The sequence below is a fragment of the Cohnella caldifontis genome, from assembly GCF_029360585.1.
GTDB classification, from domain to species: Bacteria; Bacillota; Bacilli; order Paenibacillales; family Paenibacillaceae; genus Cohnella; species Cohnella caldifontis.
Map to the genome: position 1 here is coordinate 182,845 of NZ_JAQZSJ010000002.1, position 13,470 is coordinate 196,314.

The following is a 13,470-nucleotide window of genomic DNA, read 5'->3' on the forward strand; positions in this document are numbered from 1 at the left end:
ACCGTTCAATGAATGACTTCACTATACCAAATTCCGACATTTGCCACAACCGAGTCGGGACGCCGCGGAGCTTAACCGCGTTTGGCCGCCTTGACCTCCACCCGATCCGCGTTAAGCGTCTCCGTTACGGTGCCAAGAAGGTATCCGCGGGCCCGGATGGCCTTGATCATGCCTTTCATCGCGTCCCGGGTCGTTGCGGTCGGATGCATCAGAATCAGCTGGCCCGGCCCGACGTTCGCGGCGATTTTGTTCACGACCGACGTTGCCGGGGGATTCCGCCAGTCCACCGTGTCCAACGTCCAGAGCACCGTTTTCAGCCCGAATTCTCCTGCCGCTTTCACCGTTCTGGCGTCGTAATCCCCCGAAGGCGGAGCGAACCAACGGTTCCGGACGCCGAGTTTCTTCAGCAGTTCCTCCGTCTTGGCGATCTGCCGCCGCTGCGCCGCGAGATCCAGCCGGCTCATGTCCGGGTGCGAATAAGCGTGATTCGACAACTCGTGTCCGCGCGCCAGGATGTCCCTGGCGGTCTGCTCATGCTTGGAGAGCCATGAGCCGTCGAGGAAAAACGTCGCTTTGACGTTTTCCGCATCCAGCGTGTTCAGAATGGAAGGCAGAAATTCGTCGCCCCACGCCACGTTGATCATAAAGGCGACCATCGGCTTCGCCGGATTGCCCCGGTAAATCGGCTGAAGCGGCAGATCCTCCAACCCGACCGCGGGCGGCACTTCCTTGTAAACCCAAGGGAAATCCGCGTTGTCCGGCGTCAATCCCGACAGCCGGGCTTTGGCGTAAGTGGCCGGAACGTCTACTTCCCGGCCGTTGTACCCCGGGATGGCCTTCCAAATCCGGTCGACGACCGCATTCGACGGGGGAATGTTCCGCTTGGCCGCCTCGCTCTCGATCCAATCGCGCAACGACTGCGCCGGCTTCGACGGCGTCTCCGGCAGCGCGGCAGGCGCGGCGGCCCGTCCGATTTTGGCGGTCTGCACGAATGGAGCCATCGGGCCGTAGGCTCCCGCAAGCCAAACAACCGCCAGGCAACCCGCAAGCGCAGCCAGCCCGGCGGGCGATTTCATCCTCATGGCACGGATTCCCCCCGCCTGTCCGAATCTGGATTAGTGTATGCCGGACAAAACAAAAAGAGACCTTCTCAGTCTCTTTTGGCTTGCTTATGATCGGCCGTTCCGCCCGGCGGGTTATACCTTCATTTCCTCCGTGCCGAGCAGCGCTTTGCGGGACAAGTTGATGCGTCCCATGTTGTCGATCTCGGTTACTTTGACGAGAATCTGGTCGCCGATGTTGACGACGTCCTCCACTTTCGCCACCCGCTCGTTCGCGAGCTGCGAAATATGGACCAGCCCGTCCTTGTTCGGGAGGATTTCGACGAAGGCGCCGAACTTCTCGATCCGTTTGACCGTGCCGGTATACACTTCCCCGACCTGGACTTCCTTCACGATGCCTTCGATGATCCGCTGGGCTTTGCGGTTTGCCTCTTCGTCGGTCGAGGAGATGTAGACGGAACCGTCCTGCTCGATGTCGATTTTGACGCCGGTATCCTCGATGATCTTGTTGATGATTTTCCCGCCGGAGCCGATGACGTCGCGGATTTTGTCCGGGTGGATTTTCATCGAAATGATCTTCGGAGCGTACGGGCTGAGCGAAGGACGCGGCTCTTTCAGCGTTTCGAGCATTTTACCGAGGATGAACATCCGGCCTTCCTTGGCTTGCTGGAGCGCCTGGGTGAGAATCGCGCGGTCGATGCCGTCGATTTTGATGTCCATCTGGATGGCCGTGACGCCGGCGGCGGTGCCCGCCACCTTGAAGTCCATGTCGCCGAGATGGTCTTCCATGCCTTGGATGTCGGTCAGGATGGAGAAATGGTCTCCGTCCTTAATGAGGCCCATGGCTACGCCCGCTACGGGAGCTTTGATCGGAACGCCCGCGTCCATCATGGCCAGCGTGCTCGCGCAAATGCTCGCCTGGGACGTGGAACCGTTCGACTCCAGCACCTCGGAGACGAGGCGGATCGTGTAAGGAAATTCGGACTCGGGCGGAATGACTTTCAGCAGCGCGCGTTCGCCCAATGCGCCGTGGCCGATTTCGCGGCGGCCCGGAGGGCGCAGCGGCCGGGCTTCGCCGACCGAGAACGGCGGGAAGTTATAGTGATGCATAAAGCGCTTGGATTCTTCCAAGTCGATGCCGTCCAGGATCTGCACGTCGCCGAGCGCGCCTAAAGTACAGACGCTGAGCGCCTGGGTTTGACCGCGGGTGAACAGGCCGGAGCCGTGCGTGCGGGGCAGCAGGCCGACGTCGGTCGAGATCGGGCGGATCTCGTCCAATTTGCGGCCGTCCGGACGCACCTTGTCGTGCGTGATCAGGCGGCGTACTTCGTTCTTCACGATGTCGTAGAGCACTTCTTTGACGTCGGCCAGCTTCTCCGGCGTCTCGGCATAAACCGATTCGAAATGCTGCACGGTTTCGTCGTTGATGGCGTCGATCGCATCCTGACGCGCGTGCTTCTCGGGAATGCGAACCGCTTCCACGAGACGTTCTTTGGCGTACGCCTCGACATCGGCTTGTACGGCCGCGTCCACGGCGTGAAGCTTGACCTCCATCTTGGGCACGCCGGCCTTGGCGACGAGCTGGTCGATCGTGTCGACGATCTTCTTGATTTCCTCATGGCCGAACATGATCGCTTCGAGCATGTCCGACTCGGGCACTTCGCTCGCTTCCGCTTCCACCATCATGATGGCGTCGCGGGTACCGGCGACGACGACGTACATATCGCTCTTCTCTTCTTGCTCCACCGTCGGGTTGATCACGAATTGCCCGTCCACGCGGCCGACGATGACGCCTCCGATCGGGCCGTTGAACGGCACGTTCGAGATGGACAGCGCCGCCGAGGTGCCGATCATCGCGGCGATCTCCGGCGAGCAGTCCTGGTCTACGCTCATGACGAGATTGACGATCTGCACGTCGTTGCGGAACCCTTCCGGGAACAGCGGCCGGATCGGCCGGTCGGTCAGGCGGCTGGCGAGTATCGCCTTCTCGCTGGGACGGCCTTCCCGCTTGATGAAGCCTCCGGGAATTTTGCCGACGGCGTACAACCGTTCTTCGTAATTGACCGTCAGCGGGAAGAAATCCAGGTCTTTCGGGCCGGGCGATGCCGTAACCGTAGACAATACGGCCGTATCGCCGTAACGGACCATGACGGCTCCGTTGGCCTGCTTCGCCAGGCGGCCGGTTTCAAGCGCGAACGGCCGTCCGCCGAGCAGCATTTCCACGCGTTGCTCCTCCATGTATGTACCTCCTTTAATCGGGAGTTTGACGGAGTCAAGCTCTTTCCGCTAAATGCGAATCGGGAGTTTGACGAGTCTAACTCTCTCCGCTAAGACTTCTGTAAGTTCGACATTGCTCCTATTATTTCCTGCCGCAGGCAACCTTAGGCGGCCGCGGAGTCACCCGCAAAACGCCAGATATGGGAAAAAGCAACCCGGCACCGGTTGAAATGTTTGCACATCCCAAGCGACTCGGCCAGGTTGCTTTATGGTTGCGGTATTAACGGCGCAGGCCGAGCTTTTCGATCAGGGCGCTGTACCGGTTGACATCTTTGTTCTTCAGGTATGCCAGCATCTTGCGGCGCTGGCCGACCATCTTGAGCAGGCCGCGGCGGGAATGGTGGTCTTTCGTGTGCTCCCGCAGGTGCGCCGTCAAGTTGTTGATGTTCTCGGTAAGGATAGCGATCTGGACTTCCGGAGAGCCGGTGTCCGAAGCGTGCGTCTTATGCTGTTCGATCAGCTCTTGTTTACGCTCTTGGGTCAATGCCATCCTGATTCACCTCCTATTCTGTAGAATCGCCGTTAGCCTCGCCGGCGACGGTGAAATCGTCCGGCCAAGCCAAGGTTCGCCGCTGCGCCTGAATAGGCGCAACGTTGATTAGTATAGCATATCCGGCGACCGGGCACAACGACGGTTTTTCCGCCGCGTCGGCGGAACCGCCGGGGGAAGTCCCCGGATCGGGGCAAGCCGTTCGTTCCTCGCAATCGTCCTGCAACTTCCGCAACCTCGAAAATCGTGTCTGCAACTGCACTCGAAACGTCGCGCCGGCTCTGTGAGCCAAAGGATTTCAGCGGAGTTAAGAAAGATTGTTTCCTAACTCTCCGTGAGCCAAAGGATTTCAGCTGAGTTAAGAAAGAATGTTTCCTAACTCTCCGTGAGCCGAAGGATTTCAGCGGAGTTAAGAAAGAATGTTTCCTAACTCTCCATGAGCCGAAGGATTTCAGCGGAGTTAAGAATGGATGTTTCCTTACTCTCCGTGAGCCGAAGGATTTCAGCTGAGTTAAGAAAGAATGTTTCCTAACTCTCCATGAGCAGAAGGATTTCAGCTGAGTTAAGAAAAAATGTTTCCTAACTCTCCATGAGCAGAAGGATTTCAGCTGAGTTAAGAAAAAATGTTTCCTAACTCTCCATAAGCCGAAGAATTTCAGCTGAGTTAAGAAAGAATGTTTCCTAACTCTCCATGAGCCGTAGGATTTCAGCTGAGTTAAGCAACAAAGTTGCCTAACTCTCCCAGAGCAGAAGGATTTCAGCGGAGTTAAGAAAAAATGTGTCCTAACTCTCCATAAGCCGAAGTATTTCAGCTGAGTTAAGCAACAAAGTTGCCTAACTCTCCCAGAGCAGAAGGATTTCAGCGGAGTTAAGAAAAAATGTGTCCTAACTCTCCATAAGCCGAAGTATTTCAGCTGAGTTAAGAAAGAATGTTCCTAACTCTCCATGAGCAGAAGGATTTCAGCTGAGTTAAGAAAGAATGTTCCTAACTCTCCATGAGCCGAAGGATTTCAGCTGAGTTAAGAAAGAATGTTTCCTAACTCTCGATAAACCGAAGGACATCTGGTTCAGATAAGAACGAAAGTTTCTCAACTCTGTTGCCGACAGGACGATACAAGCCGTTCAGCCAAGGCTCATGGCACGCAGGATGTCCTTCGCCCGCTCCGCGTCCCGCCGGATTTGGCCGACGAGCTCGTCCACCGAAGCGAACTTCTTTTCGTCCCGAAGATATTCCCGGAATGTCAGCGTCAGCTCCCGACCGTACAAATCTCCTTCGAAATCGAACAGATGGGCTTCGAGCGACAAGCCGCCCGAAGGCAGCTCGAACGTCGGACGATAGCCGACGTTCAGCACCGCGCCGTAACGGACAGCCGGTCCCCCGCGGGTGCCGGCGACCTCGGCCGTGACGGCGTATACGCCCGTCCGGGGAATGACGTACGGCTGCTCCGGCTGGACGTTGGCGGTCGGAAACCCGATCGTCCGTCCCCTCGCCTTCCCGTGCACCACCTGTCCGCGGATCGCGTACGGGCGGCCGAGCAGCCGAGCGGCTTCCGCGCAATTCCCCGCCGCCAGTTCATCGCGGATGCGCGTACTGCTTACTTTGTCCCCGCCGCTGCGAATCGGCTCGACCGACCGCACGTCGATCGCGCCTTCCCCGAACGTCCGCATCGCCTCCGCGTTTCCTTTTCCTTGATGGCCGAAGGAAAAATCGAAGCCGACGACCGCCGTCCGGACGCCCAGCGGCAGCAGCAGTTCTTTCACGAACCGTTCCGCCGTGACGGACGCGAATGCCGTATCGAACCGGATGACGTACGCCGCCTCGACGCCCAGGTCCGCAAGCAAAGCCAGCTTGTCCTCCAATGGAGTCAAAACCGTCTGATAATGCGGCCCTTTGCCGAGCACCATTCTCGGGTGAGGATCAAACGTCATCACGGCGGGCACTTGCCCCCGCTCCCGGCCAAACGCGACCGCGCGGCGGATGACGTCCGCGTGTCCCAAGTGGACGCCGTCGAAAAAACCGATGGCTACCGACAATCCGGCCGGTATGCTTGCGCCTGCCGGAAGGGACGAACCGTCGCCGACGGCGGATGTGGTCAATTGATAGATTTCCAATGCAATCCCCCTGCCTGCAGCCCGAGCCGCGTTTCTTCACCGATATCGGCCCGAGTTAATCCCGCATTAAGCGGGAGGAAACACCTTGACGGCCCGGAGCTTGTCCGAGCCTTCTTCCAGCCGGAAAATCCCGAGAAATCCGCCGTCCTCCCGGTCCACCAACCAGATCCCCGGCTGCCGAGGTACGGGACGCAGCCGGACGGCGGGAAGCGGCTTGCCTTGGACGGCGTGCTCGGTCTCCGTTCTCCCCGCGACGGTCCGCGGCATATGGCTCAACAGCCGGTCCGCGGGCACCATCCGGGAAGCCAACCCGCCATCGCGGATCAATTCCGGGATTTCCTCCAGCGTTACGCAATCTTTCCGGGTCAATCCCGCGCTTTCGGTTCGCACGAGGGAAGCCATGGCCGCCGGAACCCCGAGCTTGCGGCCGATATCCACGCATAACGTCCGGATATACGTGCCTTTGGAGCAGCGGACCGTAAACCGGATTTCGGGATGGCGGACGCCGGCGGCGACATCCCGGATGTCGATGGAGTGAATGGTCGCCCTGCGGGGCTTCCTCTCCACCGATACGCCTTGCCTGGCAAGCTCGTACAGACGTTTGCCGCCCACTTTGACCGCCGAGACCATCGGCGGGATCTGCTCGATGTCCCCCAGGAAGGACAGCACGGCTTCCCGCATCCGGTCCTCCGAAAGAAAGGAAGCGTCGGCGTCCTCCAGAAGTTCCCCCGTCAAATCCTCCGTGTCGGTGGCGATGCCGAAACGAAGCACCGCTTCGTAGGTTTTGGGCATCTCCTGCAAATACTCGACGAACCGGGTCGCCCGCCCGACGCAAAGCGGCAGCACGCCCGTCACTGCCGGGTCTAGCGTCCCGGTATGGCCGATTCTCCGGACGCCCAGGAGCCGCCTCGCCTTTGCCACGACGTCGTGCGAGGTCCATCCGGCCGGCTTCCAAATCGCCAGCACGCCGTCGAACCTTTCCAAGCCTTCTTCCCTCATGCGCTCCCCAACTCGTTCCTGACGTACCCGACGATTTGCTCGATCGCTTCGTTCAGCGGAATGGTCAACCGGCAGCCCGCCGCGCGGACATGCCCTCCACCGCCGAAATGCTGGGCGACCGCGGCCACGTCGACGAGACCGGAAGAACGCAGGCTCACTTTCACCGATTTCGTGCCGTTCTCTTTGAACAAAATCCCGACATCCACCCCTTCGATGTTGCGGGGATAGTTGACGAGGCCTTCCAGGTCTTCGTTGGAGGCGCCGGTCTCGGCCAAATCCTCCGTCGTGACCCACACCCACGCGATTCGGCGGTCTTCGGAGAAGGCCAGCCGGGACAACCCCCGCTGCAGCATGAGCATCTGCCCGACGGACATCCGCTCCAGCAGCCGTTCGGCCAAATCGGGTCCCGGAGCTCCGGCTTCCAGCAATCGAGACGCGGTCTGCATGACGAACGGGCTCGTGTTCGCGTAACGGAATCCGCCCGTATCGGTCAGGATGCCGGTATAGAAAGCGGTGGCCGCCTCGGCATCCGGTTGAAGGCCGAGCGTGCCGGCCAGCTCGAACAAAATTTCCGCGGTCGCGGCTGCGTCGAAACGAAGCAGGTTGACTTTGCCGAAAGCGTCGTTGGTGGGATGATGGTCGACATTCAGCAGCTCGTATTCATCCTCGAACCATTGCCGTGCCGGCCCGATCCGGGCGAAATCCGCGCAGTCGACGGCGACGACGTTCTTGAACTTGCGCGCCGGCGCTTGTTCGCCGCAGCCGGAGATGTCCCCGCTCTTCCGCAGGAACAGCAGGCGGGAAGGAATCGGCCCTTCGTTCATCATGGCATAGGTTTTGCCCAGTTTGTCCAGCATCCAGGCGACCGCAACGGTCGAGCTGATCGCGTCTCCGTCCGGCTGCACGTGGGAGACGATCAGAAAGTCGTCACGCTCTCTCAGAAACGCCGCCGCTTGCGCCAGTTGCCCTGCCCACATCCGATCTCCCCCAGGCGTTAACTTCTGAATTCTGAATCGCGCAAAAAGCAACCGGGCGCGTCAAGATTCACGCGATTCCCGGTTGATTTGCTGCAGCAAAGCCTCGATATGGCTGCCGTATTCGATCGAGCTGTCGAACCGGAATTCGATCTCCGGCGTATGGCGAAGACGGATGCGCCGGCCGAGCTCGGAACGAAGGAAGCCCTTCGCCCGGCCGATCGCATGCAGCGTCTCCTCTTTCTGCTCTTCGCTGCCCAGAATGCTGAGATACACGCGGGCCAGCGACAAGTCGTTCGTCACGTCCACTCCGGTCACGGTGATGAATCCGATGCGCGGATCTTTCAGCTCGGTCTGGATCAGCCCGCTGATTTCTTTTTTGATCTGCTCCCCGACCCTGCCCGTACGGAATTTCGCCATGCCGCATCCCCTCGTTTCCGTTCTCTGACGCGATCAGCGCTCGACCGATTCCATGACGAACGCCTCGATCACGTCTCCTTGCTGCAAATCGTTGAACTTCTCCAGCGTGATGCCGCACTCGTAGCCTTCGGAAACTTCGCGGGCGTCATCCTTGAACCGTTTGAGCGAGTCGATTTTGCCCGTGTAGATCACCGCGCCGCCGCGAAGCAGGCGGGCTTCCGCGTTGCGGGTCACCTTGCCGTCCGTCACCATGCAGCCCGCGATCGTGCCCACCTTGCTGACCTTGAACGTCTCGCGCACTTCGGCGTGGCCGATGACGGCTTCTTTGAAGACCGGATCCAGCATGCCTTTCATCGCATGCTCGATTTCCTCGATCACCTTGTAAATGATGTTGTGCAGGCGGACGTCGACCTTTTCCTGCTCCGCCGCCGAAGCCGCGCGGGGTTCGATGCCGACGCTGAAGCCCACGACGATCGCGGACGACGCGGAAGCAAGCAGGATGTCGGATTCCGTGATGGCGCCGACGCCGGCATGGATGATCTTGACGCGGACGCCTTCCACTTCGATTTTCTCGAGCGATCCCTTCAGCGCTTCCAGGGAGCCCTGGACGTCCGCTTTGAGGATGACGTTGAGATCCTTGATTTCGCCTTCCTTGATCTTGTTGAACAAGTCGTCCAGCGTAACCTTGGAATTCGACTTCATCGTTTCCTGGCGGGTCTTGATCGACCGCTTGTCGGCGATTTCGCGCGCCTTGCGCTCGTCTTCGAACACCATGAACGGATCGCCGGCCTGCGGCACCTCCGTCAGACCCGTAATCTCGACCGGCGTGGACGGTCCGGCTTCCTTGATCCGGCGGCCGCGGTCGTTCGTCATGGCGCGGACCCGGCCGAAACAGTCGCCGGCCACGAACGCGTCGCCCACCTTGAGCGTACCGTTCTGTACCAGCACGCGCGCGACCGGTCCTTTGCCTTTATCCAGCTCGGCTTCGAGCACGGTGCCGCGGGCGCGTTTGTCCACGACGGCTTTGTAATCGTTGACTTCCGCCACCAGCAGGATCATGTCCAGCAGTTCGTCGAGGTTTTGGCGCTGCTTCGCAGAGATTTCGACGAAAATGGTGTCGCCGCCCCATGCTTCCTGCACCAGTCCGTATTCGGTCAGCTCTTGCTTGACGCGGTCCGGATTGGCTTCCGGCTTGTCGATCTTGTTGACGGCCACGATAATCGGCACGTTCGCCGCTTTGGCGTGGTTGATCGCCTCGACCGTCGTCGGCATGACGCCGTCGTCCGCCGCGACCACGAGGATCGTGATATCGGTGACCTGCGCGCCGCGGGAACGCATGACGGTGAACGCTTCATGGCCCGGCGTATCGAGGAACGTGATTTTCTTGCCGTTCGTCTCGACCTGGTAGGCGCCGATGTGCTGGGTAATGCCGCCGGCTTCGCCCGCGGCGACTTTCGTCTCGCGGATCGCGTCCAGCAGCGTCGTTTTGCCGTGGTCGACGTGGCCCATGATCGTGACGACCGGGGCGCGCGTTTCCAGGGCATCCGGATCGTCGTTCTCTTCCACCGTCTCGAAATTGGTGTCTTCGACGGCGATTTTGACTTCGGTTTCGACTCCGAATTCGCCGGCCACCAGCAGGATGGTATCGAGGTCCAGCTCCTGGTTGATGGTCACCATCGTGCCCATCATCAGCAGCTTCTTGATGACTTCGGAAGCGTCCTTATGCAACAGTTTAGCCAATTCGCCGACGGTCATTTCGCCGCGGACGATGACTTTTTTCGGCGTGTTGTCGATTTTCTCGCGCGGGGGCTGATTCCCGCGGCCTTTGCCGTTTTTGCCCTTGCCTTTGCCGCCTTTGAAATTGCCGCGGCCTTCGTCGAACCGCTTGCCGAAATCGTTGTCCCGGCGCTTGCCGTCGCGGCCAAAGCCGCCGCCGTCACGGCCGAAGCCGCCTTTGCCCGCTTCGGGGCGTGCGCCCGGCCGGCTGCTGTCGCGTCCCGGACGCGCAGGCGCCGCCGCGGCAGTCGGCGCCGCCGGAATGCGGGGGCCGCCGAAGCCGCCGCCCTGCGGACGACCGCCGCCTTGCGGACGGTTGAACCCGCCGCCTTGACCCTGCGGACGGCCGCCGTCGCGGTTGAACCCGCCTCCGCCTTGGCCTTGCGGGCGGCCTCCGTCGCGGTTGAACCCGCCGCCGCCTTGGCCCTGCGGACGACCGCCGTCGCGGTTGAACCCGCCTCCGCCTTGACCTTGCGGACGGGCGCCGTCACGATTGTACCCGCCGCCGCCGTGGCCCTGCGGACGGCCTCCGTCGCGGTTGAACCCGCCGCCGCCTTGACCTTGCGGACGAGCGCCGTCACGATTGTACCCGCCGCCGCCTTGACCTTGCGGACGGGCGCCGTCACGATTGTACCCGCCGCCGCCTTGGCCCTGCGGACGGCCTCCGTCGCGGTTGAACCCGCCGCCGCCTTGACCTTGCGGACGAGCGCCGTCACGATTGTACCCGCCGCCGCCTTGACCTTGCGGACGGCCGCCGGCACGGTTGTACCCGCCGCCGCCTAGACCTTCCGCACGGCCGCCTTCGCGGTTGAATCCGCCGCCTTGACCCTGCGGACGGCCGCCGTCGCGGTTGAATCCGCCGCCTTGACCCTGCGGACGGCCGCCGTCGCGGTTGAATCCGCCGCCTTGACCCTGCGGACGGCCGCCGTCGCGGTTGAATCCGCCGCCTTGACCCTGCGGACGGCCGCCGTCGCGGTTGTACCCGCCGCCGCCTTGACCTTGCGGACGGCCGCCTTCGCGGTTGTACCCGCCGCCGCCTTGACCTTGCGGACGGCCGCCGTCACGGTTGTACCCGCCGCCGCCTTGACCTTGCGGACGGCCGCCTTCGCGGTTGAATCCGCCGCCTTGACCCTGCGGGCGGCCGGCCTCACGCTGCGGCGAGCCTTCTCCCTGCGGGCGATTGCCGGCTTCCTGGGCCGGGCGCTCCGGCGTTTGGCTTTGCGCCGCCTGGCGCGGAGCCGCCTGCGCGGGCGCCTGGGCCCGCGCGGGACGCGCGCCCTGCTCTTCCGGCTTGCGGGGCGCTTGCCCCGCCGCGGCCGCGGCGGGCGCCGGAGCCGCGGCTTTCTGCGCTGCCGCGGCTTTCTGCGCCATCTTGGCGGCGGCATTGGCCTTCACGTCGCGGAAAAACTTCTCGACCGCTTGGACCATGCCGTCTTCCATCACGCTCATATGGTTGTTGACCGGCATGTTCTGCCGTTTGAGAATCGTGATGATCTCCTTGCTGCTCATGTTGAGCGATTTGGCATATTCGTAAACGCGAAGCTTATCCTTGTTGTCGTTCGTTTCTTGTTTACTCAATATTCTCCACCTCCGAATGTTGAACCCAGCCGCCGGCGATCAAGTCGGCGAATCCTTGGTCCGTCACGGCGAACATGACCCGCTCGGGCTTGCCGACCGCCCAGCCTAACTCGTACCGGGTAAACCCGGTAACGAGCGGGACGCCGTAGCTGCCGCATTTGTCCGCCAGCTTTTTCCCCGTATTCTCCGAAGCGTCCCCCGCCAGCACGACCAGCTTGGCTTCCCCGGCGCGGATCGCCTTCAGCACCGTTTCTTCCCCGGTAACCAGCTTGCCGGCCCGCATGGCGAGCCCCAGCCTCGACAACGCCTTATTTCCCGTCGTCATCGTCGTCACCCGCCATCGCTTTGGCCGCTTGAAACTCGTCTTCCACCTTTATGAAATCCTGCTCCAGCCGGTCGTAAATCTCCGGCGCGACGGGAGCTTTAAGCGCCCGTTCGAACGCTTTCGATTTCTTGGCCAACTTGAAGCAGCTGACTTTGCCGCATAAATAGGCGCCGCGTCCCGGCTTCTTCCCGGTCAGGTCGATTTGGATGTCCCCTTGCGGCGAACGGACGATGCGAATGAGTTCCTTTTTGGGCATCATTTCCTGGCAAGCGACGCATTTGCGCTGCGGTATTTTCCGCGGTCTCAAGGTTCGTTCTCCTCCTCTCGCTTGCGGGCTGCGTTCCGCGGGTTCCGGTCGATCAATCGATCGACACGCTGTCCTGATGCATGGCGGCGCCTTGCGTTTTCGGACGCCCGTACTCCTGCTCCGCCTGCGACTCGCTCTTGATGTCGATCTTCCATCCGGTCAGCTTGGCCGCGAGCCGCGCGTTCTGGCCTTTGATTCCGATCGCCAGCGAGAGCTGGTAGTCGGGCACGATGACCCGGGCCATCTTCTCCGCTTCGAAAACGATGACCTCCAGCACTTTGGACGGGCTGAGCGCGTTCGCCACGTATTCTTCCACCGAGTCCGACCAACGCACGATATCGATTTTCTCGCCTTTCAACTCCGTTACGATCGTCTGCACGCGGACGCCCTTCTGTCCGACGCACGAGCCGACCGGGTCTACTTCCGGGTTGCGGGAATAGACCGCGATTTTGGAACGGAATCCGGCTTCCCGGGCCACGGAGCGGATTTCGACGGTCCCGTCGAAAATTTCCGGAACCTCCAGCTCGAAGAGCCGCTTCAGAAGACCCGGATGCGTCCGGGACAGGATGATCTGCGGCCCTTTGCTCGTGTTCTCGACCTTGGTGATGTAGGATTTGACCCGGTCGCCTTGCTTGAATTTATCCGTCGGCATCAGCTCGGTCAGCGGCAGCGCCGCTTCCACTTTGCCGAGGTCGATGTACAGATTGCGTTGATCCATGCGCTGGATGATGCCGGTGACGATGTCCTGCTCTTTGTCCACGAACGCATGGTAGATCAATCCGCGCTCCGCCTCGCGGATCCGCTGGGTGACGACCTGTTTCGCCGTCTGCGCGGCGATGCGGCCGAAGTCGCGGGGCGTCACTTCGATCTCCGCGATATCCTCCAGCTGGTAGTGCGGATTTTGGCTGCGCGCTGCCTCCAGGGAAATCTCGAGACGCGGGTCGAGCACTTCCTCCACGATCGTTTTGCGCGCGTATACCTTGATTTGCCCGGTCGTGCGGTTGATGTCGACGCGAACGTTCTGCGCGGTATTGAAGTTCCGTTTGTAGCTGGAGATGAGTGCCGCTTCGATGGCTTCGAGCAGGACATCCTTCGCGATGCCCTTCTCCCGCTCGATTTCGGACAGCGCTTCGATAAACTCCATGCTCATG

At 61.1% G+C, this 13,470-nt stretch carries 11 protein-coding genes; all 11 read right to left on the reverse strand.

Features of this window, described 5'->3' with window-relative positions:
* Positions 1–71: 71 nt before the first annotated feature.
* The 11 genes from PTZ19_RS03810 to nusA all read right to left on the reverse strand — a co-directional run bounded on the left by PTZ19_RS03810 (position 72) and on the right by nusA (position 13,469).
* On the reverse strand, positions 72–1,082 hold the full coding sequence (locus PTZ19_RS03810) for a polysaccharide deacetylase family protein (RefSeq protein WP_276352450.1): 1,011 nt from the start codon (positions 1,080–1,082) through the stop codon (positions 72–74).
* A gap of 114 nt (positions 1,083–1,196) precedes the next feature.
* A complete protein-coding gene (gene pnp, locus PTZ19_RS03815; protein WP_276352451.1) occupies positions 1,197–3,299 on the reverse strand; it encodes a polyribonucleotide nucleotidyltransferase in 2,103 nt (700 codons plus the stop codon).
* Positions 3,300–3,558: 259 nt separating this feature from the next.
* Positions 3,559–3,828, reverse strand: coding sequence for a 30S ribosomal protein S15 (gene rpsO, locus PTZ19_RS03820; RefSeq protein WP_276352452.1), 270 nt, complete (start codon positions 3,826–3,828; stop codon positions 3,559–3,561).
* 1,122 nt (positions 3,829–4,950) lie between these two features.
* Positions 4,951–5,940 (reverse strand): bifunctional riboflavin kinase/FAD synthetase, encoded by a 990-nt coding sequence (locus tag PTZ19_RS03825; protein WP_276352453.1) that lies wholly within the window; start codon positions 5,938–5,940, stop codon positions 4,951–4,953.
* Positions 5,941–6,006: 66 nt separating this feature from the next.
* Complete coding sequence (gene truB, locus PTZ19_RS03830; RefSeq protein WP_276352454.1) at positions 6,007–6,939, reverse strand: tRNA pseudouridine(55) synthase TruB; 933 nt, start codon at positions 6,937–6,939, stop codon at positions 6,007–6,009.
* Complete coding sequence (locus PTZ19_RS03835; protein WP_276352455.1) at positions 6,936–7,916, reverse strand: DHH family phosphoesterase; 981 nt, start codon at positions 7,914–7,916, stop codon at positions 6,936–6,938. The genes truB and PTZ19_RS03835 overlap by 4 nt, the downstream gene beginning before the upstream one ends.
* 60 nt (positions 7,917–7,976) lie before the next feature.
* Entirely contained in the window at positions 7,977–8,333 is a 357-nt protein-coding gene (gene rbfA, locus PTZ19_RS03840) for a 30S ribosome-binding factor RbfA (RefSeq protein WP_276352456.1), read from the reverse strand.
* 33 nt (positions 8,334–8,366) lie between these two features.
* Positions 8,367–11,687, reverse strand: a complete 3,321-nt coding sequence (infB, locus tag PTZ19_RS03845) for a translation initiation factor IF-2 (RefSeq protein WP_276352457.1) — start codon at positions 11,685–11,687, stop codon at positions 8,367–8,369.
* Positions 11,680–12,012 (reverse strand): L7Ae/L30e/S12e/Gadd45 family ribosomal protein, encoded by a 333-nt coding sequence (locus tag PTZ19_RS03850; protein WP_276352458.1) that lies wholly within the window; start codon positions 12,010–12,012, stop codon positions 11,680–11,682. The genes infB and PTZ19_RS03850 overlap by 8 nt, the downstream gene beginning before the upstream one ends.
* Entirely contained in the window at positions 11,996–12,319 is a 324-nt protein-coding gene (rnpM, locus tag PTZ19_RS03855) for an RNase P modulator RnpM (protein WP_276352459.1), read from the reverse strand. Before rnpM ends, PTZ19_RS03850 begins: the two co-directional genes overlap by 17 nt.
* A gap of 52 nt (positions 12,320–12,371) precedes the next feature.
* Entirely contained in the window at positions 12,372–13,469 is a 1,098-nt protein-coding gene (nusA, locus tag PTZ19_RS03860) for a transcription termination factor NusA (protein WP_276352460.1), read from the reverse strand.
* Between the last annotated feature and the right edge of the window lies 1 nt (position 13,470).